Raw genomic sequence first — 22,742 nt, 5'->3', positions numbered from 1 at the left:
TCCGAGGTCCCCACACGACAGCAGCCTGGGTCGGGGACGTGACACCTCAAGGGTCTCACGCCCCACCGACACCTCCGCCAGGAGTTTTGGCCAGGCCCTCCGACCGGCCCGTCAGCCCACCGAGCCCTTGTAGTCCCGGCCCAGGACGACGGTCACGTCCGCGTTGAACGCGCCCTTGCCCTTGCGCACCGCGCTCGTCGGCAGGCCCAGCGTCTTGGCGACCTCCTCGGCCTGCGCCGCGTGCCGGTCGTCGGCGTAGGTCACCCGGGACGTGGCCTGTGCGGTGCGCTCAGCGCTGGCGCCGACCACCGTGAAGCCGCCGTTCACCAGGGTGACCTGCGCGGCGCCCGCCGCGCTCTCCTCACCGGAGGCGTTGCGCAGGCTGATCCGCGTCGCCCCGCCCTGGTCGGTGTTCTTCACCGTGCCGCCGAGGATGTCCTTCACCACGCGCTCGGTGGCGCGCTCGCTGAGCGTGCCGTCCTGCTGCACGGGCAGCAGCGTGGTGTCGTACGCACCGGTCTTGGCCTGCTCGGCGAGGTCGGCCAGCGACGAGCCGAGGTCCCGTTCGCTGAGCGAGGGGTCCGGGATCTGGACGAGCGCCTCGACGGTCCTGGTCGCGTCGTCCGCGTCGCTGGGCATCTTGTTCAGCACGGCCCGCATGACCTGGCCGAACCGGGCCAGCTGCTTGGTCTGGGCCTCGGCGGGAGCCCGGTAGGTGGCGTACGCGACGGCCGCCTGACCGCTCAGGGTCTGCTCCTTGCCCCGCTTGACCAGCTCTTCCTCGCCCTTCTTCGCGGGCACGGTCACATCGGTGTCGACGGTGATGCCGCCGACCAGTTCGACCAGGTTCTCCAGGTAGGGCGTGTCCAGCCGCCAGGTGCCCTCGATCTTCGAGCCCAGCAGGGTGCCGAGCGCGTCGCGGGTGGCGTCCGAGCTCTCGCCCTCCACCAGCTTGCCGAGCGTGGTGGGGCCGCCTTCCTCGCTGGCGACGGCGAGCGCGTTGGGCAGCAGGACGGTGGTGCCCTTCTTGGTGGTCTCGTTGTCGACCAGGAGCGCCGTGGAGCTGTCGCCGCCGCGCGTCTCGCGCAGATGCACCACGATCACGTCGCGCTGCTGCGGGCCGCCGGATTGCGCCTGCTCCTCAGCGCTGCCCGACATCCCGGGCAGCTTGCCGGCGTGCCAGAGGTAGCCGACGCCGCCCGCGGCGGCGAGCACCAGCACCACGGCCAGCGCGATCAGGCGGTTGCGGGTCCTGCGGCGCCGCTCGTCGCGCCGTTCGGTGCGGGTCTCGGCGAACTTCAGCCAGTCGATGACGTCCTCGGAGTCCTCGTCGGGCTCCTCGACGAAGGAGAACTGCTCCGTGCGGTACTGGCCGTCCTGCGGCTCCTCGCCGCGCTCCGGTGCGGGCCGGCGCTGCGGCCGCGCCGGTGCCGTCCCGGCCTGTTCGCGCTCGCGCTGCGGAGGCACGAGGCGCTGCGCGCCGGGGTCGCCGTGCTGCGCGCCGGGGTCGCCGTGCTGCGCGCCGGGGCCGCCGTGCTGGGCATCGGTGTCGTCGTACGCGGCGTAGTCCTGCTGGTGCGGTACGTGCCGCATCGGCTGCTGGGGCCGGCCCTGGGGCTGCTGGAGGCCTGTCTGCTGGGCTTGCTGCTGAGCGGCATACGGGTCGTACACGGGCTGCGTTCCGGTCGGCTGCTGCTGACCGTAGAGGTCGTACCCCGTGTCCTGCTGCTGACCGTACGTGTCGTATGGCTGCTGCTGGGCCGGGGGCGCCTGCTGCCCGTACGGGTCGTAGGCGTAGCCGTACTCGTCGTGCTGCACCGCCTGCGGCTGCTGGTACACCGGGCGGCCGTAGGCGTCGTAGCCGTACACCTGCGGCTGCGGGTCATACGGATCCTGCGTGTACGGGTCCTGTCCGTCGTTCACGCGTACCCCTTAGCAGTCGTGCCGGTACAGGTCGCGCTTGTCGATGTAGCGCACGACACCGTCCGGCACCAGATACCAGACCGGCTCGCCCGCCGCGACCCGCGCCCGGCAGTCCGACGAGGAGATCGCCAGTGCCGGTACCTCCACCAGGGAGACCCCTCCTTCGGGGAACCCGGGGTCCTCCAGTATGTGGCCGGGCCTGGTCACGCCGATGAAGTGGGCGAGGGAGAACAGCTCCTCGGTGTCCCGCCAGGTGAGGATCTGGCTGAGGGCGTCGGCGCCGGTGATGAAGAACAGCTCCGTGTCGGCGTTGAGCGCGCGCAGCTCGCGCAGCGTATCGGTGGTGTACGTGGGACCGCCGCGGTCGATGTCGATGCGGCTGACCGAGAACTGGGGGTTGGAGGCGGTGGCGATGACCGTCATCAGGTAGCGGTCCTCGGCCGCGGACACCTTCCGGTGGCTCTTCTGCCACGGCTCCCCGGTCGGTACGAACACCACCTCGTCCAGGTGGAACTGCGCGGCCACCTCGCTGGCGGCGACCAGGTGACCGTGGTGGATCGGGTCGAAGGTCCCGCCCATCACGCCGAGCCGCCGCTTCGCGGACGGTTTCTGCTCTCCCATGCGTGCAGACCCTACTGCGCCGGGTCGAACACCGGGGCCCTAGGTGTGCCCGACGTGCCGTCGGGGGTCAGCGGTCGCGGTTGAAGCGCGTGGTGACCCACAGGAGCAGCAGGAGGATGAAGAGGGCCGCACCACCGGTCATGTACGGGCTGATGCTCTCGTGGTTGCCGCCGTGCTCGCCGCCCTCGGAGGCGAGGGTGGCCAAGGTGTGCGCGGTGCTGTAAGCGGTCATCGTCGCCAGGACCTATCCGGGATGTGAGCGGGCCGATTCGTCAGCGACATCGTATGCGGGGTGATCCTCGACGCGCCGCCGGGGCGCGGTTCGGACCGGGCACGGCCGCGGTTCGGACTGGGTACGGCTGCGGTTCGGACCCGCCGCGGTCGGCGTCCGGACCCGTGCGGACCCCTCAGTCCTGTCCGCCGTAGCCGCGCAGCAGGAACCAGGCGAGCAGTACGGCTCCCACTACGCCGACGACGATGATGGTGCGCAGCAGCACGCCCGGTCCGTCGTGCTTGGCGTTGGCGGCGAGCAGTTCGGTGGTCAGGCCAGTCATATGGGGCATGTCTCCACCGTAGCCACCCCGATCCGAGGACCTAGGCTGGGGGCTGTCCGGGGGACGGGCATGACCAGCACCACGAGGGGGTCTCGATGAGTGACAGCACGAACCTGGGTGGCGAGAGGCCGCCGGAGCGGTCGCGGCGCCGGTTCGCCGGCATCTCGTCGCGCGCGTACGAACACCCCGCGGACCGCTCCGCGTTGGTGGCGCTGCGCAAGCTGAGCGGATTCGACACCGTCTTCAAGGCGCTCAGCGGACTGCTGCCCGAGCGCAGTCTGCGGCTGCTGTACCTGTCGGACTCGGTGCGGGTGAGCGACCGGCAGTTCGCGCATCTCCACGAGATGCTGCGGGACGCCTGCTACATCCTGGACCTGGAGCGGGTCCCGGCGATGTACGTCACCCAGGACCCGAAGCCCACCGCGATGTGCGTCGGCCTGGACGAGCCGATCATCGTGCTGTCCACCGGGCTCGTGGAGCTGCTGGACGAGGAGGAGATGCGCGCGGTCATCGGCCATGAGGTCGGCCACGCGCTGTCCGGGCACTCCGTCTACCGCACGGTGCTGCTGTTCCTCACCAATTTCGCCCTGAAGGTCGCCTGGATCCCGCTGGGCAACATCGCGGTGACGGCGATCGTGACGGCGCTGCGCGAGTGGTTCCGCAAGTCGGAGCTGTCCGCCGACCGGGCCGGGCTGCTGGTGGGACAGGACCTCCAGGCGTCGATGCGCGGCCTGATGAAGCTGGCGGGCGGCCACCATCTGCACGAGATGAACGTGGACGCGTTCCTGGAGCAGGCCGAGGAGTACGAGAGCTCCGGCGACCTGCGGGACTCCGTACTGAAGATCATGAACGTGCTGCCGCGCAGCCACCCGTTCACCACGGTGCGGGCCGCCGAGCTGAGGAAGTGGGCCGCCGGGCGCGACTACCAGCGGATCATGGACGGCCACTATCCCCGGCGCGCGGACGACCCGGAGACGTCGGTGTCGGAGTCGTTCAAGGAGTCCGCGTCGCATTACGCCGCGACGGTGCGCGGCAGCAAGGACCCGCTGATGGCGTTCGTGCGGGATGTCGCGGGCGGAGCGGGGGACCTGGGCGGTCGGCTGCGGGACAGGTTCACCGGGGGCGGGCGCGGCGCGAACCCGCCGGGGGCGGACGCCCCTCCGACGGAGACCCCACCCAAGGACACCTCACCGACGGAGACCTCACCCAAGGACACCCCGTCGACGGAGACCCCGCCCAAGGACACCCCTCCCGGGGACGGCACCGAGGCGCCCTGAGCGCTTACTCGGGCGGGCTCGGCTGGGCGTCCGGGGCCAGTACGCCGCAGACCGCGGCGTCCGCCGGGCCGGAGGCGTACGGGTCGGTGGCCGCAGGGCCGTCGCCCTTCGCGCTCTGCCCCGCCAGCAGCGGCCGCAGGTAGCCCGACGTGTCGGCCGCGCACGCCTGCGGCCCGGCCCGCACGGCGCTGTGTACCAGCGCCACGCGGTGATCGCGCAGGTCCTCGCGGTCGAGGTGGAACCGCACCTCGCGCCGGACGGTGAACAGCGAGGCGTCGTCCGCGCCCTTCTCGCCGGCCGCCCGCACCGCGTACACGTACGTGTGGTCGGCGGTGACCTCCAGCGTGCCCGAGGTGCGCTCCACGACGTCCAGCGTGCCGCGCACGCGTACCGGTTCGTCGGCGAGCGCGACCCGGGCCGGGTCGAAGCGGATCAGCCAGCCCGTGGCCAGGTGCCGGCCGTCCGAGGCCGGGCGGCTGAGGCTGCGGTCGTACTGGTCGAACTGCCCCGGGTCGAGCAGCAGCCGTACCCGCTTGGTGTCGTCACCGGACAGCACCGCGCGGTCCATGCCCGAGGCGACGAGATAGTCCTTGGCGGTGGTGAGGGCGGACATCACCTGGCTCTCGGAGAAGTTCTCGGTGCGCCCGGCGCCGGGCAGGGTGACGCCGTCGGCGCCGACGCCGTACTCCGCCGCCGGGCTGTGCCGCAAAAGGTCCGCGGCCTGCCCCCCGGGGACCGGGCCGGTCGGGGCGAGCGGGACCACCGTGCTGCGCAGCGGCTCGGCGACGGGCTGCGGGGGCTGCTGGTACGGATGCTGGATGCCCATGTAGACGGCGGCCGCGAAGGCGAAGGCGATCAGCGCGACGAGGACGACGGCCTGCCGGGAGGGGCTGCTGCGCGACCAGGCGTGGCGGCTGCGGACCGCGGGCGCGTGGTCGCCCATCCGCTCCTGTGCCGAGAATTCCTGGAGGCGGGCAGCACGCACGAACGATTCGTCGAAGACGACGGATCGGAGTTCGTCGTCACCACCTCCCGGGACGCCCTCGGGGGTCCCCTCGGGTGGGTCTCCAGGCCCGGCCATACCTCAAGGGTAGGTCTGGAACGGCCCCGGTAAACGCGGAGATGCGCGACGCGTTCCAGCGGTCGGCGGGCCCTCGCCGGCCGTCACCGGGACTGCGGGGCGCCTGAGGCGGCCGGGGTGCGGGAGGCCGTCGGGGAACCGGCAGGGGCGGAGGGCAGGGGGTTCTCGCGGTCCCCTTCGCGGCCGCTGTCCAGGCCGGTGGTGGCGGGCGGCGGAGCGGGGTCCTGGCGGCCGCCGGAGGCGCCGCGGTAGACGGCGGTGAAGGCGAGCGCGACCACGCCTATGCCCATCAGTACGGCCAGCAGCCAGGCGACCGGGCGGTGCCAGCGGACGTGGCCCCGGTAGGGGCGCCCGGCGCTGCCGTAGCGGCCGTAGGGACCGAAGTCCTGGTCATGGACGGAGCCGAACCGCTCGTCCGGGTCGCGGTCGTCCTCCGGGTCGTACCCGAACTCGCCGTCCGGGCCGTAACCGTCCTCGTAGAACTCGTCCTCGGCGGCGCCGCCGCGCCGGCGCGACGCCTCCGCGTCGGCGCGCGCCTGGGCGGCGGCCAGCATCCGCTCGGTGGCGGTGGGTTCGTGGATCTCGGCCGACCGCACGAACTCCTCGTCGAACACCACGGCGGCGAAGGCGTCCTCCGCGTCCCCGTGGCTGCGCTCGTCGGGCTCGTCGCCGTCCGGGAACGGCCTGCCCCCCACGTCGTCCGGCACCCCATCAGCGTAGACCGGAGCGGTCGGTTTGGGCAGGGCGGAAGGAAACCCGGGGGCGGTCAGCGGGTGTGGCCGTCGCCGGTGACGATGTACTTGGTGGAGGTCATCTCGGGCAGCCCCATGGGGCCGCGGGCGTGCAGTTTCTGGGTCGAGATGCCGATCTCCGCGCCGAAGCCGAACTGGCCGCCGTCGGTGAACCGCGTCGAGGCGTTCACGGCCACCGTGGTGGAGTCCACCAACTGGGTGAACCGGCGGGCCGCGGCCTGCGAGCCGGTGACGATCGCCTCGGTGTGGCCGGAAGACCACAGCCGGATGTGCGCCACCGCGGCGTCCAACGACTCCACGACCGCCGCCGCGATGTCGTAGCTGAGGTACTCGGTCTCCCAGTCCTCGACCGCGGCCGGGACGACGGTCGCCGTGGAGCCCTCGGCCAGCGCCAGCACCCGCTCGTCGCCGTGCACGGTCACCCCCGCGTCGGCCAGCGCCTGGAGCGCGCGCGGCAGGAACCGGTCGGCGATGTCCTGATGGACCAGCAGCGTCTCCGCGGCGTTGCACACACTCGGCCGCTGCGCCTTGGAGTTGACCAGGATCTCGACGGCCATGTCGAGGTCGGCGTGCGCGTCCACGTACACATGGCAGTTTCCGGTGCCGGTCTCGATGACCGGAACGGTGGACTCCTCCACGACCGTACGGATCAGCGAGGCGCCGCCACGAGGGATCAGCACGTCCACCAGGCCGCGGGCGCGCATCAGCTCACGCACCGACTCGCGGCTCTCACCGGGCACCAACTGCACGGCGTCGGCGGGCAGTCCGGCTCCGCCGACGGCGTCGCGGATCACCTTCACCAGCGCGCTGTTGGAGGAGTACGCGGACGAAGAGCCGCGCAGCAGCACGGCGTTGCCGGACTTCAGGCAGAGCGCGGCGGCGTCCACGGTGACGTTGGGCCGGGCCTCGTAGATGATGCCGACGACGCCGAGCGGGACCCGGACCTGGCGCAGGTCGATGCCGTTGGGCAGGGTGGAGCCGCGCACCACCTCGCCGACCGGGTCGGGCAGCGCGACCACGTGGCGCACGTCCGCGGCGATGGCCCGCACCCGCTCGGGGGTGAGGGTGAGCCGGTCGACGATCGCCTCGCTGGTGCCGGCGGCGCGTGCGCGCTCCACGTCGGCGGCGTTGGCCGCGACGATCTCCTTGGTGCGCACCTCCAGCGCGTCGGCGATGGCCAGCAGGGCGTCGTCCTTGGCGGCGCGCGGCAGCGGGGCCAGGTCGGTGGCCGCGGCGCGGGCCCGGTAGGCGGCCTGGAGAACCGGAGACTTGGGCCAGGGGTTGGCCAGAGGCGAGGTCGGTGCGCTGGTCATGTCAGCAGCCTACTGAGCCGGTGGCGCCGTACCATCCGGTATTCCGCGTTTCGAGACGCGCCGACCGGCATACGGAAACGCGCTGTCGCCATGCGGAACGCACACGCGCCATGCCGGACGCGCACACCATCGCACAGCCGTCAGAAGGGGTGGGCTCCGACCGGGGACGCGGGCGCCGGGCCGTACCCCTCAGCTATCCGCTGGTGGTACGTCTCCCGGTCGATGACCTCAAGGCCGACGATCTCCCACGGCGGCAACTGTGCGGTGGACCGGTGCTCGCCCCACAGCCGCAGCGCGACCGCCGCCGCGTCGTGCAGGTCGCGCGCCTCCTCCCAGTAGCGGATCTCCGCGTGGTCGTTGGCATACCGGCTGGTCAGCAGGAACGGGTGGTCGTGGGCCAGCTGCTCCAGCGCACGCCTGACCTCCTTCAGCGGCGCCTCGGGCCCGGACAGGCTGAGCGTGACGTGCCACAGCCGGGAGACCTCGCGGCGCACGCCACCGGTGTCGTCACCCGTCCCGACGCTGGTCAGCGTGGGTTCCCCCGCCCCGGCCTTCGTCCTGCGGACACGGGCGGTGCCCCCGGTCCGGGGCAGCGCCTCTGGACGCCCTCGTCTCACCGGCGGCCTCCTGATCACGTGGTGCCTCTGCCACGGCGGAACCGCCTCACGTGCGGCACCGCCGCAACAAAGTTGACCAGCCCGCGGGCTGCCGCGGGGCGGTTTTCCGGAAGGTCTTCCGGCACGACCGGCCGCGGCGTGCGGGAATCGCGGGACTTGTGGGTTTTCTCTGGTGACCGTGACGGCTTGGTGACGGCCGTCAGTGGTGCGGCAGGAGACCGTCGCGATGACCGCCAGTCGTGCCGCACGAGCCCGAGGCGACGGCCGTCAGTGGTGCAGCACGACCAGATCGTCACGGTGCACGATCTCGCGCTCGTAGGCCGAGCCGAGCTCGCGCGCCAGGTCGCGGGTGGACCGCCCGAGCAGCCTGGGGATCTCCTTGGCATCGAAGTTGACCAGCCCGCGCGCGACGGCCCGCCCGGCGGCGTCCCGCAGTTCGACGGGGTCGCCCGCGGTGAAGTCGCCCTCCACGGCTGCGACGCCCGCCGGGAGCAGCGAGGTGCGCCGCTCGACCACGGCGTGGACCGCGCCGTCGTCCAGCACGAGGGCGCCCTGCGGGGCGGAGGCGTGCGCGAGCCACAGCAGACGGCCGCGGGAGCGGCGGCCGGTGCGGTGGAAGTACGTCCCCGTGTCGCGGCCCTGGAGGGCGTCGGCGGCGTGGCTGGCGGCGGTGAGGACGACGGGGATGCCCGCGGCCGCGGCGATCCGGGCCGCCTCGACCTTGGTGACCATGCCTCCGGTGCCGACCCCGGCCCGGCCGACGCTGCCGATCGACACGCCGTCGAGGTCCGCCGGGCCCCGCACCTCGGCGATCCGCGAGGTGCCGGGGGTGCTCGGGTCGCCGTCGTAGAGCCCGTCGACGTCCGAGAGCAGCACCAGCAGATCGGCCTTGACCAGGTGGGCGACCAGGGCGGCGAGCCGGTCGTTGTCGCCGAACCGGATCTCGTCGGTGGCGACCGTGTCGTTCTCGTTGACCACCGGCACCGCGCCCATGGCCAGCAGCTGGTCCAGGGTGCGGTAGGCGTTGCGGTAGTGGGCGCGGCGGCTGGTGTCGTCCGTGGTCAGCAGCACCTGCCCGACCCGGCGGCCGTAGCGGGCGAAGGAGGCGGTGTAGCGGGCCACCAGCAGCCCCTGGCCGACACTGGCGGCCGCCTGCTGGCGGGCGAGGTCGCGCGGGCGCCGCTCCAGCCCGAGCGGGGCCAGTCCGGCGGCGATGGCGCCGGAGGAGACCAGCACGATCTCCCTGTCGCCTGGGTCGAGCACCTTGGCCAGGACGTCGACCAGGGCGTCCACCCGGTCCGCGTCCAGGCCGCCCGCCGCGGTGGTGAGCGAGGACGAACCGACCTTGACCACGATCCGGCGGGCCGCGGTCACCTCGTCCCGTGCCTCCCCCAGACTCCCGTCCTGCGCTGCCACGCCCGTTCCCCTGCTTTCACTGCCGCCGCTTGTGCGTTTCGTACACGTCTCGTGCCGTCGTGTGAAATGTACGCCAGCCGTGCGGGCCTTCGCCGCGGCATTCCGACCCGCGAAACTCCGGTACCCTTTTGATCCGGTACGGCGTGATTGGCGTCACCGCAGATTGTCACCGGGCCGCGCGGCGTCATACGGTCAGTGGTCGGCCCGTTCCATAACCTCAGTCGTCCCTCAGGCGTCTGTACGTGGAACAGGTGGCCAACCCCCACACCACAGACCCCTCAATCCGTCGCATCTCCTGCCAGGAGCCCACCCCGTGCCCTCTGCCGGAACCTCCTCCCGCCGAGCCGTACAGCTGGCGGCACTGCTCGCGATGGTGGTGTTCTTCACCACTCAGCTCATCGGTGCCGTCCTGCCCAACGTGCCGCTCCTCGTCGCCGCCTCGGCGGGCGGCCTCGCACTCGACCTCTATCTCCAGCACCAGCAGCCCGGCCTGCTCTCACTGCTGAGCAAGATCCGCTTCGACGTCGTGGTGCGGCAGCTGTTCCGCGACATGTTCATCGTGGTCGGGCTGCTGCGCATAGACGGCATCGACCCGTTGCACGAGCACGCGCCGCTCACCATCGGCCTGCTGCTCTTCTACGTCATGCACTTCGCCTGCCAGGCCGCCGGGGTGATGGTCCGGCGCACCCGCCAGCTGCCGTTCGTGACCCGCAACATCGACGCGTCGGCGCTGCGACTGTCCGACGCGCCGCCGCGGCTCTTCGCCCGCCAGCACGGCCGCCGGCTGCTGCGCCTGGCCGTCCCGGTCACCGCCGGTCTGCTGATCAGCGCGGTCACCGAGAGCGGCTGGTGGGGCGGCGTGGGGATCGGCATCGCCGTGCTCGCCATCACCGCCGGAACGGTCCACCTGGCCACCTGGCTGCTGCCGCGCAAGCGCGTGCTCAGCGAGCAGAAGGCGCTGGAGTGGCTGGACAAGTGGCTGGCGGAGTACCAGCCGACCGTGGGGATGTACTTCTCGGGCGGCACCTCGTCCGCGTACCAGGCGAACATGTGGCTCTCCACGCTCGCCGCGCTGGACGGCAACCCGATCATCGTGCTCCGTGAGCGCTTCATGGTGCAGAAGATCGACGCGACGGACATCCCGATCGTGTGCATCCCGAAGGTCGCCAACCTGATGCGGCTGGAGCACTCGACGCTGAGCGTGCTGCTGCACCCGGCCAACTCCGGCAAGACCTCGCAGGTCCTGCGCATCCCGTCGATCAAGCACGCGTTCACCAACCACGGCGAGAGCGACAAGCTCTCCAGCTGCAACCCGTACGCCAAGGCGTACGACGAGGTGTGGGTGGCCGGACCGGCCGCGCGCGACCGCTACCAGCTCGCCGACATCGGCGTCGACGACCGTGACGTGGTGGAGGTGGGCCGCCCGCAGCTGGCGCCCATCCGTCCGTACTCCGGCGCACCGACCGCCCAGTTCGTGGACGTGCTGTACGCGCCCACCTGGGAGGGCTGGGACGGCAACCCGGGCAACACCTCGGTCATGCTCGCGGGCGAGAACATCGTGCGCGCCCTGCTGGCCGACCCGGCGGTGCGGCTGATCTACAAGCCGCACCCGATGACCGGCTCCGTCGTACCGGCGGCCGGTGCCGCCAACCAGCGCATCATGGCGATGATCACCGAGGCCAACAGCAAGCGCAGTGGCGCCCGGCCGGGCCCGGAGGCGGCGGCCGAGCTCGCCCGCCGTGCCGAGGAGCTCACCGCCCTGACCACCAGCTCCTTCCGGGCCAGCGCGGACGAGATCGAGCGGATGCGGCTGCAGGGCGCCCCGGAGCCGGGCCGCGCCGAGCGGGTCGAGCAGGCGACGACCGCCTGGGAGGCCGCCTTCTGGGCATCGCTGCCGGAGTGGGAGCACCAGATCGTCACCGGCCCGCGCCCGGCGATCTTCAACTGCTTCAACCAGGCCGACCTGCTGATCAGCGATGTGTCGAGCGTCGTCTCGGACTACCTGAGCAGCGAGAAGCCGTACGCCGTGGCGAACACCAGCGGGATGTCGGAGGAGGAGTTCAGGGCCGGCTTCCCGACGGTGCGCGCGGCCACGATCCTCACCCCGGAGGCGACCGGCGTCCCGGAACTGCTCGCGGCGGTCCGGCACCCCGAGCAGGACACGCTCGCCGGTGCCCGCGCCGAGCTGAAGGAGCACCTCCTCGGCCCGTCCGACCCGCCGTCGCTGGTGCGCTTCAACCAGGCCGCGCTGGACCTGTGCGCGGCGGCGGAGCAGCGGCGCGAGCGGATGGAGACGCGCCTGGCCGCGGAGCTGCCGTCGCAGCGTGAGGCGTTCGACGCGGCGGAGGAGATGGAGCAGGAGTCGGGTGCGGAGGAGTCGGTGACGGCGTAGGCGTCGTCACCGGGGCTCCGCCCCGGACCCCAGATGTGGGAAGGCCCCCCGGACAGTATCCGGGGGGCCTTCCCACATCTCAGAACGGGCGGAACTCGTCGTACTCGCGGTCCGCGTCGTCGCGCTCCGCGTCCCGGTCCCGGCGGCGCTGCGCCGCGGGCCGCGGGGCCTCGAGGCGGTGGTCCTCGCCGCGTCGGCCGAGCATCTCCGCGCCCGCCGCCATGGTCGGCTCCCAGTCGAAGACGACCGCGTCGTCCTCGGCTCCGATCGCCACGCCGTCGCCCGCCCGGGCACCGGCCTTCATCAGCTCGTCCTCAACACCGAGGCGGTTGAGCCGGTCGGCCAGGTAGCCCACGGCCTCGTCGTTGTTGAAGTCGGTCTGCCGCACCCAGCGCTCCGGCTTCTCGCCGCGCACCCGGAACAGGCCGTCCTCCTCCCGCGTCACCGTGAAGCCCGCGTCGTCGACGGCCTTGGGCCGGATGACGATCCGGGTCGCCTCCTCCTTCGGCTTCGCGGCGCGCGCCTCGGCCACGATCTTGGCGAGCGCGAACGACAGCTCCTTCAGCCCCGTACGGGCGACGGCCGAGACCTCGAAGATCTGGTAGCCGCGGGCCGCCAGCTCCGGCCGGATGATGTCGGCGAGGTCCTTGCCGTCGGGAATGTCGACCTTGTTGAGGACGACCATCCGCGGCCGGTCCTCCAGGCCGCCGTACTCCGCCAGCTCCGCCTCGATGACGTCCAGGTCGGACAGCGGGTCGCGCTCGGACTCCAGCGTGGCGGTGTCCAGGACGTGCACCAGCACCGAGCAGCGCTCGACGTGGCGGAGGAACTCCAGGCCCAGGCCCCTGCCCTGGCTGGCGCCGGGGATGAGGCCGGGTACGTCGGCGATGGTGTAGACCGTGGAACCGGCCGTGACCACACCGAGATTGGGGACGAGCGTGGTGAACGGATAGTCGGCGATCTTCGGCTTGGCGGCCGAGAGCACCGAGATCAGCGAGGACTTGCCGGCGCTCGGGTAGCCGACGAGGGCCACGTCCGCGACGGTCTTCAGCTCCAGCACGATGTCCCCGGCCTGGCCGGGCTCGCCCAGCAGCGCGAAACCGGGGGCCTTGCGGCGCGCCGAGGCGAGGGCCGCGTTGCCGAGCCCGCCCCGGCCGCCCTGCGCGGCGACGTAGGTGGTGCCCTCGCCGATCAGGTCGGCGAGCACGTTGCCCTGCTTGTCCTGCACGACGGTGCCGTCCGGGACGGGCAGCACCAGGTCCGTACCGTCCTTGCCGGAGCGGTTGCCGCCCTCGCCGGGCTTGCCGTTGGTCGCCTTGCGGTGCGGGCTGTGGTGGTAGTCGAGGAGCGTGGTGACGGACTGGTCGACGACCAGGATCACATCACCGCCGCGGCCGCCGTTGCCGCCGTCGGGGCCGCCGAGCGGCTTGAACTTCTCACGGTGTACGGAGGCGCAGCCGTGGCCTCCGTTACCCGCGGCGACATGCAGCTCGACGCGGTCCACGAAGGTGGTCATTGCTGGAGCCTCCAGTACATCCGGGATTGTCTTAGTACCTAACACGCAGAGGGCGGACCTGCTTCCCGTATTCACGGGAAGGAAGGTCCGCCCTCTGAAATCGCTCTACGGAGCCGAGCTCTCGCGAAGGATCGCGATGAACTAGGCGACCGGAACGATGTTCACGACCTTGCGGCCACGGTGGGTGCCGAACTGCACCGCACCGGCGGCCAGCGCGAACAGCGTGTCGTCGCCGCCACGGCCGACGCCCGTGCCCGGGTGGAAGTGGGTGCCGCGCTGGCGGACCAGGATCTCACCGGCGTTGACGACCTGGCCGCCGAAGCGCTTGACGCCGAGCCGCTGAGCGTTGGAGTCGCGACCGTTCCGGGTGGACGATGCGCCCTTCTTGTGTGCCATCTCTCCTCAGTCCCTTACTTCGCAGCCGCGTCGATCTTGGTGATCTTCAGCGCGGTGTGCAGCTGACGGTGACCGATCCGCTTGCGGTAGCCGGTCTTGTTCTTGTACTTCAGGATGTCGATCTTGGCACCCTTGTGGTGGTCCACAACCTCGGCGTGGACCTTCACACCGGCCAGGACCCACGGGTCGCTGGTGACCGAGTCGCCGTCGACGACGAGCAGGGTCGAGAGCTCGACGGTGTCGCCGACCTTGCTGGTGGAAATACGGTCAACCTCAATGACGTCGCCAACGGACACCTTCTGCTGGCGGCCGCCGGTGCGCACGATCGCGTACACGCGGAACTCTCTCTCGCTCAGAACGGAACCTCTGATGCCAGCCGCTCACAGGACCGTGAGGTCCTGTTTCATCCGTGAGGACGAGCGGCCTCTCCCGAAGAGGAATCGGGAGGGATTTGCTCAGGGGTGTGGCGTACAGACGCCGACGGTCAAGATTACGGGGCGGCGGTCGGGGGGTCAAACCGGGCCGCCGGGCCGCTCCCCGTGGGGCCACTCCGCGCCGCAGGCCCCGCCTCGCCGCATCCGGTGGCCCTTCCCCGCCCCGCCCCTTCCCGTAACGGGGACTCCGCGCCGGAACGCGCGTCGCCCGCCGCGGCACAGGTGCCGAGGCGGGCGACGTGGTGCGAGGCGGGGTCAGTCCTCCGCGGGGGCCGCGGCCGCCGTGGTCTTCTTGGCGGCCGACTTCTTCGCCGTCGACTTCTTCGCCGCCGTCTTCTTGGCCGTCGCCTTCTTCGCCACGGTCTTCTTCGCCGTGGCCTTCTTGGCGGCGGCCTTCTTCGCCGGGGCCTTCTTGGCGGCCTTGCGGGCCGTCTTCTTCGCCGGGACCTCCGCCTCCGGCTCAGCCTCCGGCGCGGGCTCCGCGGCGGCGACCTCCGGCTCCGGCGTCGGCGCCGTGCCGACGACCACCACCGCGGCCTCCTCGGCTCCCGTGGGCGAGCCCGCCGGGGCCGTGGCCTTGCGGGTCACCCGGCGGCGAGCACGCGGGGCCGGCTCGGCGGCCGGTGCCGGGGCCTCAGCCGCGGCCTCGGTCCCAACCGGTGCCGGGGCCTCCGCCGGGGCCGCCTCGGGCGCCCGGCCGTCGGGCAGCGGAGCCTTCGGCTCCTCCGCCGGGACCACGACGACCGGCTCCGCCTTCGCGGCCGCCTTCGGCGAGCCCGCCGGGGCCGAGACCTTGCGGGTCGCCCGGCGGCGCGTACGGCCACGGCCGGCGGCGGCCTCGGCCTCCGCCGCGCTGCTGTACAGCTCCTCGTCCGGCGCGAACGCGGGCTCGGGCAGCGCCTTCGGCTCCGCCACCTCCGCGGCCACCTCGGCCGCCGTCTCCGCCTCGGCGGCGATCTCGGTCGCCGCCTCCACGACCTGCTCGGCCTCGGCCTGCCGCTCGCCGCCCCGCTTCTTCTTGCGCTTGCCGCCACCGCCGACCGCCGACGGCTGGTCCATGTGGACGATCACGCCGCGGCCGTTGCAGTGCACGCACGACTCGGAGAAGGACTCCAGCAGCCCCTGGCCGACCCGCTTACGGGTCATCTGGACCAGACCCAGCGAGGTGACCTCGGCCACCTGGTGCTTCGTACGGTCCCGGCCCAGGCACTCCAGCAGCCGCCGCAGCACCAGGTCCCGGTTGGACTCCAGCACCATGTCGATGAAGTCGATCACGATGATGCCGCCGAGGTCGCGCAGCCGCAGCTGGCGCACGATCTCCTCGGCCGCCTCCAGGTTGTTCCTGGTGACCGTCTCCTCCAGGTTGCCGCCCTGGCCGGTGAACTTGCCGGTGTTGACGTCGACCACGACCATCGCCTCGGTCCGGTCGATGACGAGCGAGCCGCCGCTGGGCAGCCAGACCTTGCGGTCCAGCGCCTTCATCAGCTGCTCGTCGATCCGGTACGTGGCGAAGACGTCGACATCCGAGGTCCACCGCTGCAGGCGGTCGGCGAGGTCCGGCGCGACGTGCGAGACGTACCCGTGGATGGTCTCCCACGCGTCGTCACCGCTCACGATGACCTTGGAGAAGTCCTCGTTGAAGATGTCGCGGACGACCCGGACGGTCATGTCCGGCTCGCCGTACAGCAGCGTCGGGGCGCCGCCGTTCTTCGCCTTCTTCTGGATCTCCTCCCACTGCGCCTGCAGGCGGCTGACGTCACGCGCCAGCTCCTCCTCGCTCGCGCCCTCCGCGGCCGTACGGACGATGACGCCCGCGTCCTCGGGGACGATCTTCTTGAGGATCTGCTTCAGGCGCGCCCGCTCGGTGTCCGGCAGCTTGCGGCTGATGCCGGTCATCGAGCCCTCGGGCACGTACACCAGGTAGCGGCCGGGGAGGGAGACCTGGCTGGTCAGCCGGGCGCCCTTGTGGCCGATCGGGTCCTTGGTGACCTGGACCAGGACGGACTGCCCGGACTTCAGGGCGGTCTCGATCCGCCGCGGCCCGTTGGAGAGCCCCAGCGCCTCGAAGTTCACCTCGCCCGCGTACAGGACGGCGTTGCGGCCCTTGCCGATGTCGACGAACGCGGCCTCCATCGACGGCAGCACGTTCTGGACCTTGCCCAGATAGACGTTGCCGACGTAGCTGGTCGCCTGCTCCTTGTTGACGAAGTGCTCGACGAGGACGTTGTCCTCCAGCACGCCGATCTGGGTGCGCTCGCCGCTCTGGCGCACGACCATCACCCGCTCGACGGCCTCGCGGCGAGCCAGGAACTCCGCCTCGGTGATGATCGGCACCCGGCGGCGGCCCTGCTCACGGCCCTCCCGGCGACGCTGCTTCTTCGCCTCCAGACGGGTCGAGCCCTTGATGGACTGCACCTCGTCCGACGGCTCGGGCTTCGGCCGCGGCTCACGGACCTTGACGACCGTACGGACGCCCTCCTCCTCGGCGGCCTCCGCCTCCAGCGCCTCACCGCTGCGCCGACGGCGGCGGCGACGGCGACGGCTGCTGCTCGAGCCGGCCCCGGCGGGCTCCTCCTCGCCGGACACCTCCTCGGCCTCGGCCTCACCGGCCTCCTCGGCCTCTTCCTCGGCGGGGTACCCCTCGCCCTCGGCCTCTGCCGCCTCGCCACGGCGGCGGCGACGGCCACCACGGCGACGGCGGCGCGACGGGCGCTCGCCCGACTCCTCGTCCCCGGGCTCGGCCTCGACCTCGGCGGCCTCCTCGGTCTCGCCCTCGCCGGGCTCGGCGACCTCCGTGGTCTCCTCGACCTCGGCGCGGTCCTCGACCGGCTCACCGCGCCGGCGGCGCCGGCGACGGCCGCCGGTCGCGGCGGGCCGCAGCGACTCCTCGTCCTCCGGCTCCTCCTCGGCCACGTCCGCCGCCTCGGCGGCGGCAGCGGCGGCCGCGGTCTCCGGCGTCTGGAACATCGGCTCGGTGAACACCGGAGCCTGGAACACGGCGCTCGGCGGCCGCACGGCGCGCCGACGCGTCCGGCCCGGGGCCTGCGGCTCGACGGCCTCGGCCTGGGCCTCGGCTTCGGCGCGACCGGTGGTGCCGGGCGCGGCGGCGGTGTCGGCGGTGTCGGCCGGTCCGGCGGGCTGAACCGCGGACGCCTCGGGCTCCGCGGTCACGGCCGCGGCGGCCTTGCGGGTGGCACGGCGGCGGGTACGGCGCGGAGCGGCCTCCGGCGCGGCGGTCTCGGCCTCGGGCTCCTCGACGACCGCGGTCACGGCCACGGCCTCGGGCTCGGCCTCAGGCGCGGTCTCGGGCGCCTCGGCAGCGGGCGCGGGGGCGCCGGCGGGAGCCGTCACGGCACGCGTGGCCCGACGGCGGGTACGCGCGGGCTTCGCCTCGGCGGCGGGCTCACTCGGCTCGGCCGCGGTGGTCTCGGCGGCGGCCGGCTCGGCGGCGGGCTGCGCGGCCTGGGCCGACTCGGCCTCGTCCGCCGCGCGCGGCGCCCCGACCGGAGCGGTCGCCTTACGGGTCGCGCGACGGCGCGTACGGGCAGGCTTCGCCTCGGCGGCGGGCTCGGCCTCAGCCACCGGCTCAGCGGCGGACTCCGCCTCGACCGCCACCGGCTCGGCGGCGGACTCCTCGGACGCGGGCGCACCAACCGGGGCGGTCGCCTTGCGGGTGGCACGACGGCGCGTACGCGCGGGCTTCGCCTCAGCGGCGGGCTCACTCGGCTCGGCGGCGACCGGCTCGGACGCGGCCGACTCAGACACCTCGGTCTCGGACACCGCCGTCTCCGCGGCGACCGGCTCCGCGGCCGCGGGCGCACCGGCCGGGGCCGTGGCCTTACGGGTGGCACGACGGCGCGTACGCGCGGGCTTCGCCTCAGCGGCGGGCTCACTCGGCTCGGCGGCGACCGGCTCGGACGCGGCCGACTCGGACACCTCGGTCTCGGACACCGCCGTCTCCGCGGCGACCGGCTCCGCGGCCGCGGGCGCACCGGCCGGGGCCGTGGCCTTACGGGTGGCACGACGACGCGTACGCGCGGGCTTCGCCTCAGCGGCGGGCTCGGCCTCGTCCGCCACCTGCTGCGCAGGCGATACGGCCGCGGCCGCCACTGCCTCGGTCTCCTCCTCGGCCTCGGCGACGGCTGCCTCGTCGGCGAGCTGCGCCGTCGGTATGGCCGGGGTCGCGGCCGCGGTCACTTCCGCGGCCTCGCCCCGCACCGTGCCGGCCGGCGGACCGGCCGGACGCGTCGCCGCCCGGCGGCGACGGCGCGGCGGCAGGGTGTCACTGGGGCTGTTGTTCTCAGTTCCGGCGGCGGGGGCGGCAGCGCTGGGCGCGGCCTGCTCCTGCGTTTCCGTCCGGTCCTGAGTCTCGTTGGGCTCAGTTGGTTCGAGCATGCGGGCGGTTCTCCCGTCACGCCCCCGGGCGCCGCGTCCGGTTCCGGTCAGGTACCGCGTGATGACTGCGGTACCGCCGTCCGGGGCGCGGGCGCCGCTCGGGAGCTGTTGTCTCGCTCGCCGACGCCGACTCTTGCGGCACCGGCGAAAGTCTCCTGGTCAGTGCGCCTGCCGGACCCGGGTGGCTCCCTGGTGCTTCGGCGGCGCGTCGACGACGGCCCTACGCGGAACCTTCCGGCGCTCCTCCGCGAGTGGGCGGTACGCCCGTCGCGGCGGTCAGGCCGACGGCCATGGGTGGGGCGGCCGGGACTGCCTCGCGGTCGGGTGCGAGCGGGTCGGTCACCGTGCCGGTCTCCTCATCGAGCAGCCCCTGCGCCAGCCTGGTCACCGCTGCGGGGACCGGCGGCGCCAGGTCGGCCGTAGCGCGGAGGCCGGACAGGACGTCGTCGGGTCGCACGGCAGGTGTCACATGCCGTACAACCAGCCGCAGTATCGCACAGGCACCGTCGCCAGGCCTATCGGCCGCGGGGGCCGACGCCTCGAGGCGGGCCACCGCACCGCGGGTGTCGAAGGTCCGCAACCCGTTTTTCGTGCGGCGTTCGACCTCGACGGTCTCGGCCGCGAGGAACGTGACGACGGCCGTCGAAGCCTCGACGGGCTCCACCCCGTCCAGCCGGATCTCCCAGACGGACGCCTGGAGCCGGTCGGCGAGACCCGACGTGCGGGCCTCCACGGCCTCGGTGATGTCGAGACCGGCGGGCAGCGACTCATCGAGGAGCGCACGCAGCGTGTCAGGCTCGCGCGCCTCGGTGAGCTGGATCTCCAGATACTCGGCCTCGCTGCCGGTGCCGGTGGGTGCGGCATTGGCGTACGACACCTTGGGGTGCGGGGTGAAGCCGGCCGAGTACGCCATGGGCACCTCGGCACGACGCAACGCCCGCTCGAAGGCGCGTTGGAAGTCGCGGTGGCTGGTGAACCGGAGGCGGCCGCGCTTGGTGTAGCGCAGTCGGATGCGCTGCACCGCCGGAGCGGGTGGCGGGCCTTCGGGCTGTCGCTTGCCCAGTGTCGTTCAGTCCTTCGTGAGTGCCGTCGTACTGCTACCTAGAGTACGTGTCTCCGGTCGGTCGAGTTCCCGCCGGGCTCCGCCGGTCCTGGTGCCGCCCCGTCGCCGCGCCGGTCACGGACGGTGCCGGCGGCGGCACCGGAGGCGGGGCCTGGCGCGGGGCGCCGAACAGCGCGCGGCGGACCTCCCCGTACACCTGTCGCACGGCGTTCGCGACGGGCCGCCACAGGTAGTCACGGAAGCCGCGCGCGACCGGGCGCACGAGCGTCCGCCAGATCCACCCGAAGGGGATCACGAAGACCCAGCGGAACAGGGTGCTGACGCAGCGCCATACGAAGCGGCTGACATGACCGGCGACCCGCCACGCCGCGCCGAACACCGCCGCGATCCCGCGGACCACCGGCCCCAGCACGTACCGCCACAGCGCGGTCAGCGGCACGACGAGCGTGTAGCGCACGACGAAGGTGACGACGGCCCAGATCCCGCGCGCCACCCAGGCGATGGCGTGCCCGACGGGGGTCAGCACATAGCGGTAGAAGGCGACGATCGGTACGACGAGGAGATACCGGCCCAGCCAGGCCAGGCCGTGCCCGATCGGGGTCAGCAGCACCCGGTAGAGCCACTGCGCCGGCACCACGATCAGGTAGCGGCCCAGCCAGGCGAGCACCGCGCCGACCGCGCGCAGCGGGATGACGACGAAGATCTTCCAGAGCCATGCGAGCGCCCGCCCGAGCGGCGTCAGGATCCAGCGGTACACGGCCTTGGCGCACGCGACCAGAGCGTCCCAGACCAGGCGGATGGGTACGACGACGATCAGCGCCACGATGCGTACCGGGAGGAGGACGGCCCTGGTCAGGCACCCTTCACCAGGGTCGCGGCGTGTTGCGTTTGTCGTGTACCCGCTCATCCGTACAGGGTATCGACCGGCGCCCGGCCGCACGCCGACGGCCCCGGCAGCGGTGCGCTGCCGGGGCCGTCGGGACCGTGCGGGGCCGCTTGAGTCACTTCACCGACAGCGGCAGCAGCTTCTTGCCGGTGGGGCCGATCTGGATGTGGGTGTCCATCTGCGGGCAGACACCGCAGTCGAAGCACGGGGTCCAGCGGCAGTCCTCGACCTCGGTCTCGTCCAGCGCGTCCTGCCAGTCCTCCCAGAGCCAGTCCTTGTCCAGACCGGAGTCCAGGTGGTCCCAGGGCAGGACCTCCTCGTAAGTGCGCTCACGCGTGGTGTACCAGTCGACGTCCAGCCCGAACTCCGGCAGCGTCTTCCCGGCGCACTCCATCCAGCGGTCGTACGAGAAGTGCTCACGCCAGCCGTCGAAGCGGCCGCCGTCCTCGTACACGGCCCGGATGACCGCGCCGATGCGCCGGTCGCCGCGCGAGAGCAGGCCCTCGACGATTCCCGGCTTGCCGTCGTGGTAGCGGAAGCCGATGGAGCGGCCGTACTTCTTGTCGCCGCGGATCTTGTCGCGCAGCTTCTCCAGCCGGGCGTCGGTCTCCTCCGCGGACAGCTGCGGCGCCCACTGGAACGGGGTGTGCGGCTTGGGGACGAAGCCGCCGATCGACACCGTGCAGCGGATGTCGTTGGACCTCGACACCTCGCGGCCCTTGGCGATGACCTTGGTCGCCATGTCGGCGATCTGGAGGACGTCCTCGTCGGTCTCGGTGGGCAGACCGCACATGAAGTACAGCTTCACCTGCCGCCAGCCGTTGCCGTAGGCGGTGGACACGGTCCGGATCAGGTCCTCTTCCGAGACCATCTTGTTGATGACCTTGCGGATGCGCTCGGAGCCGCCCTCGGGAGCGAAGGTGAGCCCGGACCGGCGTCCGTTGCGCGTCAGCTCGTTGGCCAGGTCGATGTTGAACGCGTCGACGCGGGTGGACGGGAGGGACAGGCCGATCTTGTCCTCTTCGTACCGGTCGGCCAGGCCCTTGGCGACGTCACCGATCTCGCTGTGGTCGGCGGAGGACAGCGACAGCAGGCCGACCTCCTCGAAACCGGTGGCCTTGAGACCCTTGTCCACCATCTCGCCGATGCCGGTGATGCTGCGCTCGCGCACCGGGCGGGTGATCATGCCCGCCTGGCAGAAGCGGCAGCCGCGGGTGCAGCCGCGGAAGATCTCGACGGACATCCGCTCGTGGACGGTCTCCGCGAGCGGGACGAGGGGCTGCTTCGGGTACGGCCACTCGTCGAGGTCCATGACGGTGTGCTTGGACACGCGCCACGGGACGCCGGAGCGGTTCGGTACGACGCGGCCGATACGGCCGTCGGGCAGGTACTCGACGTCGTAGAGGCCGGGGATGTACACCGAGCCGGTCTTCGCGAGGCGGAGGAGCAGCTCCTCGCGGCCGCCCGGCCTGCCCTCGGCCTTCCAGGCGCGGATGATCTCGGTGATCTCCAGCACGGCCTGCTCGCCGTCGCCGAGGACCGCCGCGTCGATGAAGTCCGCGATCGGCTCGGGGTTGAAGGCGGCGTGACCGCCCGCGAGGACGATCGGGTCGTCGACGGTGCGGTCCGCCGCGTTGAGCGGGATGCCCGCCAGGTCCAGAGCCGTGAGCATGTTGGTGTAGCCGAGCTCGGTGGAGAAGCTCAGGCCGAGGACGTCGAAAGCACGCACCGGCCGGTGCGAGTCCACGGTGAACTGCGGCACGCCGTGCTCGCGCATGAGCGCCTCAAGGTCCGGCCAGACGCTGTAGGTGCGCTCGGCGAGCACGCCCTCGCGCTCGTTGAGGACCTCGTACAGGATCATGACGCCCTGGTTGGGAAGGCCGACCTCGTAGGCGTCGGGGTACATGAGCGCCCAGCGGACGTCGCAGGACTCCCACGGCTTGACCGTGGAATTGAGCTCGCCGCCGACGTACTGGATCGGCTTCTGCACATGCGGGAGCAGGGCCTCAAGCTGTGGGAAGACCGACTCGACAGGCATCGGAGAGTTACCTTCGTGAGCTGACAGGGGTGACCCTCAAGCGTACCCGGCTCCGGGCGACACCCCGC

The 22,742-nt window shown here is 72.4% G+C and carries 18 protein-coding genes; 2 read left to right on the top strand and 16 right to left on the bottom strand.

Annotation, left to right across the window (positions count from 1 at the left end):
* Nucleotides 1–111: 111 nt before the first annotated feature.
* The 4 genes from ACQUSR_RS23005 to ACQUSR_RS22990 all read right to left on the bottom strand — a co-directional run bounded on the left by ACQUSR_RS23005 (nucleotide 112) and on the right by ACQUSR_RS22990 (nucleotide 3,107).
* Nucleotides 112–1,923, bottom strand: coding sequence for an LCP family protein (locus ACQUSR_RS23005; protein ID WP_431044493.1), 1,812 nt, complete (start codon nucleotides 1,921–1,923; stop codon nucleotides 112–114).
* A gap of 9 nt (nucleotides 1,924–1,932) precedes the next feature.
* Nucleotides 1,933–2,544 (bottom strand): nicotinate-nucleotide adenylyltransferase, encoded by a 612-nt coding sequence (gene nadD, locus ACQUSR_RS23000; RefSeq protein ID WP_431044492.1) that lies wholly within the window; start codon nucleotides 2,542–2,544, stop codon nucleotides 1,933–1,935.
* A 67-nt stretch (nucleotides 2,545–2,611) separates the two neighbouring features.
* Nucleotides 2,612–2,776: a hypothetical protein gene (locus tag ACQUSR_RS22995; protein WP_431044491.1), complete on the bottom strand. Its 165-nt coding sequence runs from the start codon at nucleotides 2,774–2,776 to the stop codon at nucleotides 2,612–2,614.
* A gap of 175 nt (nucleotides 2,777–2,951) precedes the next feature.
* Nucleotides 2,952–3,107 (bottom strand): hypothetical protein, encoded by a 156-nt coding sequence (locus ACQUSR_RS22990; RefSeq protein ID WP_431044490.1) that lies wholly within the window; start codon nucleotides 3,105–3,107, stop codon nucleotides 2,952–2,954.
* Between the two features lie 86 nt (nucleotides 3,108–3,193).
* Between ACQUSR_RS22990 and ACQUSR_RS22985 the strand changes: the two genes are divergently transcribed.
* Nucleotides 3,194–4,375 carry a M48 family metalloprotease gene (locus tag ACQUSR_RS22985; protein ID WP_431044489.1) on the top strand — a complete coding sequence of 394 codons (1,182 nt, stop codon included), beginning with the start codon at nucleotides 3,194–3,196 and terminating at the stop codon, nucleotides 4,373–4,375.
* Between the two features lie 4 nt (nucleotides 4,376–4,379).
* Here the strand turns inward: ACQUSR_RS22985 and ACQUSR_RS22980 are convergent, their stop codons facing one another.
* The 5 genes from ACQUSR_RS22980 to proB all read right to left on the bottom strand — a co-directional run bounded on the left by ACQUSR_RS22980 (nucleotide 4,380) and on the right by proB (nucleotide 9,512).
* On the bottom strand, nucleotides 4,380–5,456 hold the full coding sequence (locus tag ACQUSR_RS22980) for a hypothetical protein (protein ID WP_431044488.1): 1,077 nt from the start codon (nucleotides 5,454–5,456) through the stop codon (nucleotides 4,380–4,382).
* A gap of 83 nt (nucleotides 5,457–5,539) precedes the next feature.
* Complete coding sequence (locus ACQUSR_RS22975; RefSeq protein ID WP_431044487.1) at nucleotides 5,540–6,163, bottom strand: hypothetical protein; 624 nt, start codon at nucleotides 6,161–6,163, stop codon at nucleotides 5,540–5,542.
* A gap of 59 nt (nucleotides 6,164–6,222) precedes the next feature.
* The gene (locus tag ACQUSR_RS22970; RefSeq protein ID WP_431044486.1) at nucleotides 6,223–7,521 is read right to left on the bottom strand and encodes a glutamate-5-semialdehyde dehydrogenase; all 1,299 of its coding nucleotides are present in this window, start codon (nucleotides 7,519–7,521) and stop codon (nucleotides 6,223–6,225) included.
* Between the two features lie 140 nt (nucleotides 7,522–7,661).
* The gene (locus ACQUSR_RS22965; RefSeq protein ID WP_431044485.1) at nucleotides 7,662–8,138 is read right to left on the bottom strand and encodes a hypothetical protein; all 477 of its coding nucleotides are present in this window, start codon (nucleotides 8,136–8,138) and stop codon (nucleotides 7,662–7,664) included.
* Between the two features lie 267 nt (nucleotides 8,139–8,405).
* Complete coding sequence (gene proB / locus ACQUSR_RS22960; protein WP_431047786.1) at nucleotides 8,406–9,512, bottom strand: glutamate 5-kinase; 1,107 nt, start codon at nucleotides 9,510–9,512, stop codon at nucleotides 8,406–8,408.
* A 355-nt stretch (nucleotides 9,513–9,867) separates the two neighbouring features.
* Here proB and ACQUSR_RS22955 point away from each other — a divergent pair, with 355 nt between their 5' ends.
* On the top strand, nucleotides 9,868–11,946 hold the full coding sequence (locus ACQUSR_RS22955; protein ID WP_431044484.1) for a hypothetical protein: 2,079 nt from the start codon (nucleotides 9,868–9,870) through the stop codon (nucleotides 11,944–11,946).
* A 79-nt stretch (nucleotides 11,947–12,025) separates the two neighbouring features.
* Here the strand turns inward: ACQUSR_RS22955 and obgE are convergent, their stop codons facing one another.
* From obgE to ACQUSR_RS22920, 7 genes are all read right to left on the bottom strand, one after another.
* Entirely contained in the window at nucleotides 12,026–13,462 is a 1,437-nt protein-coding gene (gene obgE / locus ACQUSR_RS22950; protein ID WP_431044483.1) for a GTPase ObgE, read from the bottom strand.
* Nucleotides 13,463–13,603: 141 nt separating this feature from the next.
* Entirely contained in the window at nucleotides 13,604–13,858 is a 255-nt protein-coding gene (gene rpmA / locus ACQUSR_RS22945; RefSeq protein ID WP_135337820.1) for a 50S ribosomal protein L27, read from the bottom strand.
* A gap of 14 nt (nucleotides 13,859–13,872) precedes the next feature.
* The gene (gene rplU / locus ACQUSR_RS22940) at nucleotides 13,873–14,193 is read right to left on the bottom strand and encodes a 50S ribosomal protein L21 (protein WP_431044482.1); all 321 of its coding nucleotides are present in this window, start codon (nucleotides 14,191–14,193) and stop codon (nucleotides 13,873–13,875) included.
* A 354-nt stretch (nucleotides 14,194–14,547) separates the two neighbouring features.
* Nucleotides 14,548–18,687 (bottom strand): Rne/Rng family ribonuclease, encoded by a 4,140-nt coding sequence (locus tag ACQUSR_RS22935; RefSeq protein ID WP_431044481.1) that lies wholly within the window; start codon nucleotides 18,685–18,687, stop codon nucleotides 14,548–14,550.
* A 220-nt stretch (nucleotides 18,688–18,907) separates the two neighbouring features.
* Nucleotides 18,908–19,708 carry a TIGR03936 family radical SAM-associated protein gene (locus ACQUSR_RS22930; protein ID WP_431044480.1) on the bottom strand — a complete coding sequence of 267 codons (801 nt, stop codon included), beginning with the start codon at nucleotides 19,706–19,708 and terminating at the stop codon, nucleotides 18,908–18,910.
* Between the two features lie 76 nt (nucleotides 19,709–19,784).
* The gene (locus tag ACQUSR_RS22925; protein ID WP_431044479.1) at nucleotides 19,785–20,657 is read right to left on the bottom strand and encodes a hypothetical protein; all 873 of its coding nucleotides are present in this window, start codon (nucleotides 20,655–20,657) and stop codon (nucleotides 19,785–19,787) included.
* Nucleotides 20,658–20,751: 94 nt separating this feature from the next.
* Entirely contained in the window at nucleotides 20,752–22,674 is a 1,923-nt protein-coding gene (locus ACQUSR_RS22920; RefSeq protein ID WP_431044478.1) for a TIGR03960 family B12-binding radical SAM protein, read from the bottom strand.
* Nucleotides 22,675–22,742 lie beyond the last annotated feature (68 nt).

It is taken from the genome of Streptomyces sp. P1-3, from assembly GCF_050613155.1.
Lineage (GTDB): Bacteria > Actinomycetota > Actinomycetes > Streptomycetales > Streptomycetaceae > Streptomyces.
The sequence above is the reverse complement of the archived record's forward strand: the minus strand, read 5'-3'. Positions and strand labels throughout refer to the sequence as shown.

Coding starts and splice junctions, on each gene's coding strand:
- nadD (WP_431044492.1), bottom strand. CDS start 2,544: ATGGGAGAGCAGAAACCGTCCGCGAAGCGGCGGCTCGGCGTGATGGGC.
- ACQUSR_RS22995 (WP_431044491.1), bottom strand. CDS start 2,776: ATGACCGCTTACAGCACCGCGCACACCTTGGCCACCCTCGCCTCCGAG.
- ACQUSR_RS22990 (WP_431044490.1), bottom strand. CDS start 3,107: ATGCCCCATATGACTGGCCTGACCACCGAACTGCTCGCCGCCAACGCC.
- ACQUSR_RS22985 (WP_431044489.1), top strand. CDS start 3,194: ATGAGTGACAGCACGAACCTGGGTGGCGAGAGGCCGCCGGAGCGGTCG.
- ACQUSR_RS22980 (WP_431044488.1), bottom strand. CDS start 5,456: ATGGCCGGGCCTGGAGACCCACCCGAGGGGACCCCCGAGGGCGTCCCG.
- ACQUSR_RS22970 (WP_431044486.1), bottom strand. CDS start 7,521: ATGACCAGCGCACCGACCTCGCCTCTGGCCAACCCCTGGCCCAAGTCT.
- obgE (WP_431044483.1), bottom strand. CDS start 13,462: ATGACCACCTTCGTGGACCGCGTCGAGCTGCATGTCGCCGCGGGTAAC.
- rpmA (WP_135337820.1), bottom strand. CDS start 13,858: ATGGCACACAAGAAGGGCGCATCGTCCACCCGGAACGGTCGCGACTCC.
- ACQUSR_RS22935 (WP_431044481.1), bottom strand. CDS start 18,687: ATGCTCGAACCAACTGAGCCCAACGAGACTCAGGACCGGACGGAAACG.
- ACQUSR_RS22925 (WP_431044479.1), bottom strand. CDS start 20,657: ATGAGCGGGTACACGACAAACGCAACACGCCGCGACCCTGGTGAAGGG.
- ACQUSR_RS22920 (WP_431044478.1), bottom strand. CDS start 22,674: ATGCCTGTCGAGTCGGTCTTCCCACAGCTTGAGGCCCTGCTCCCGCAT.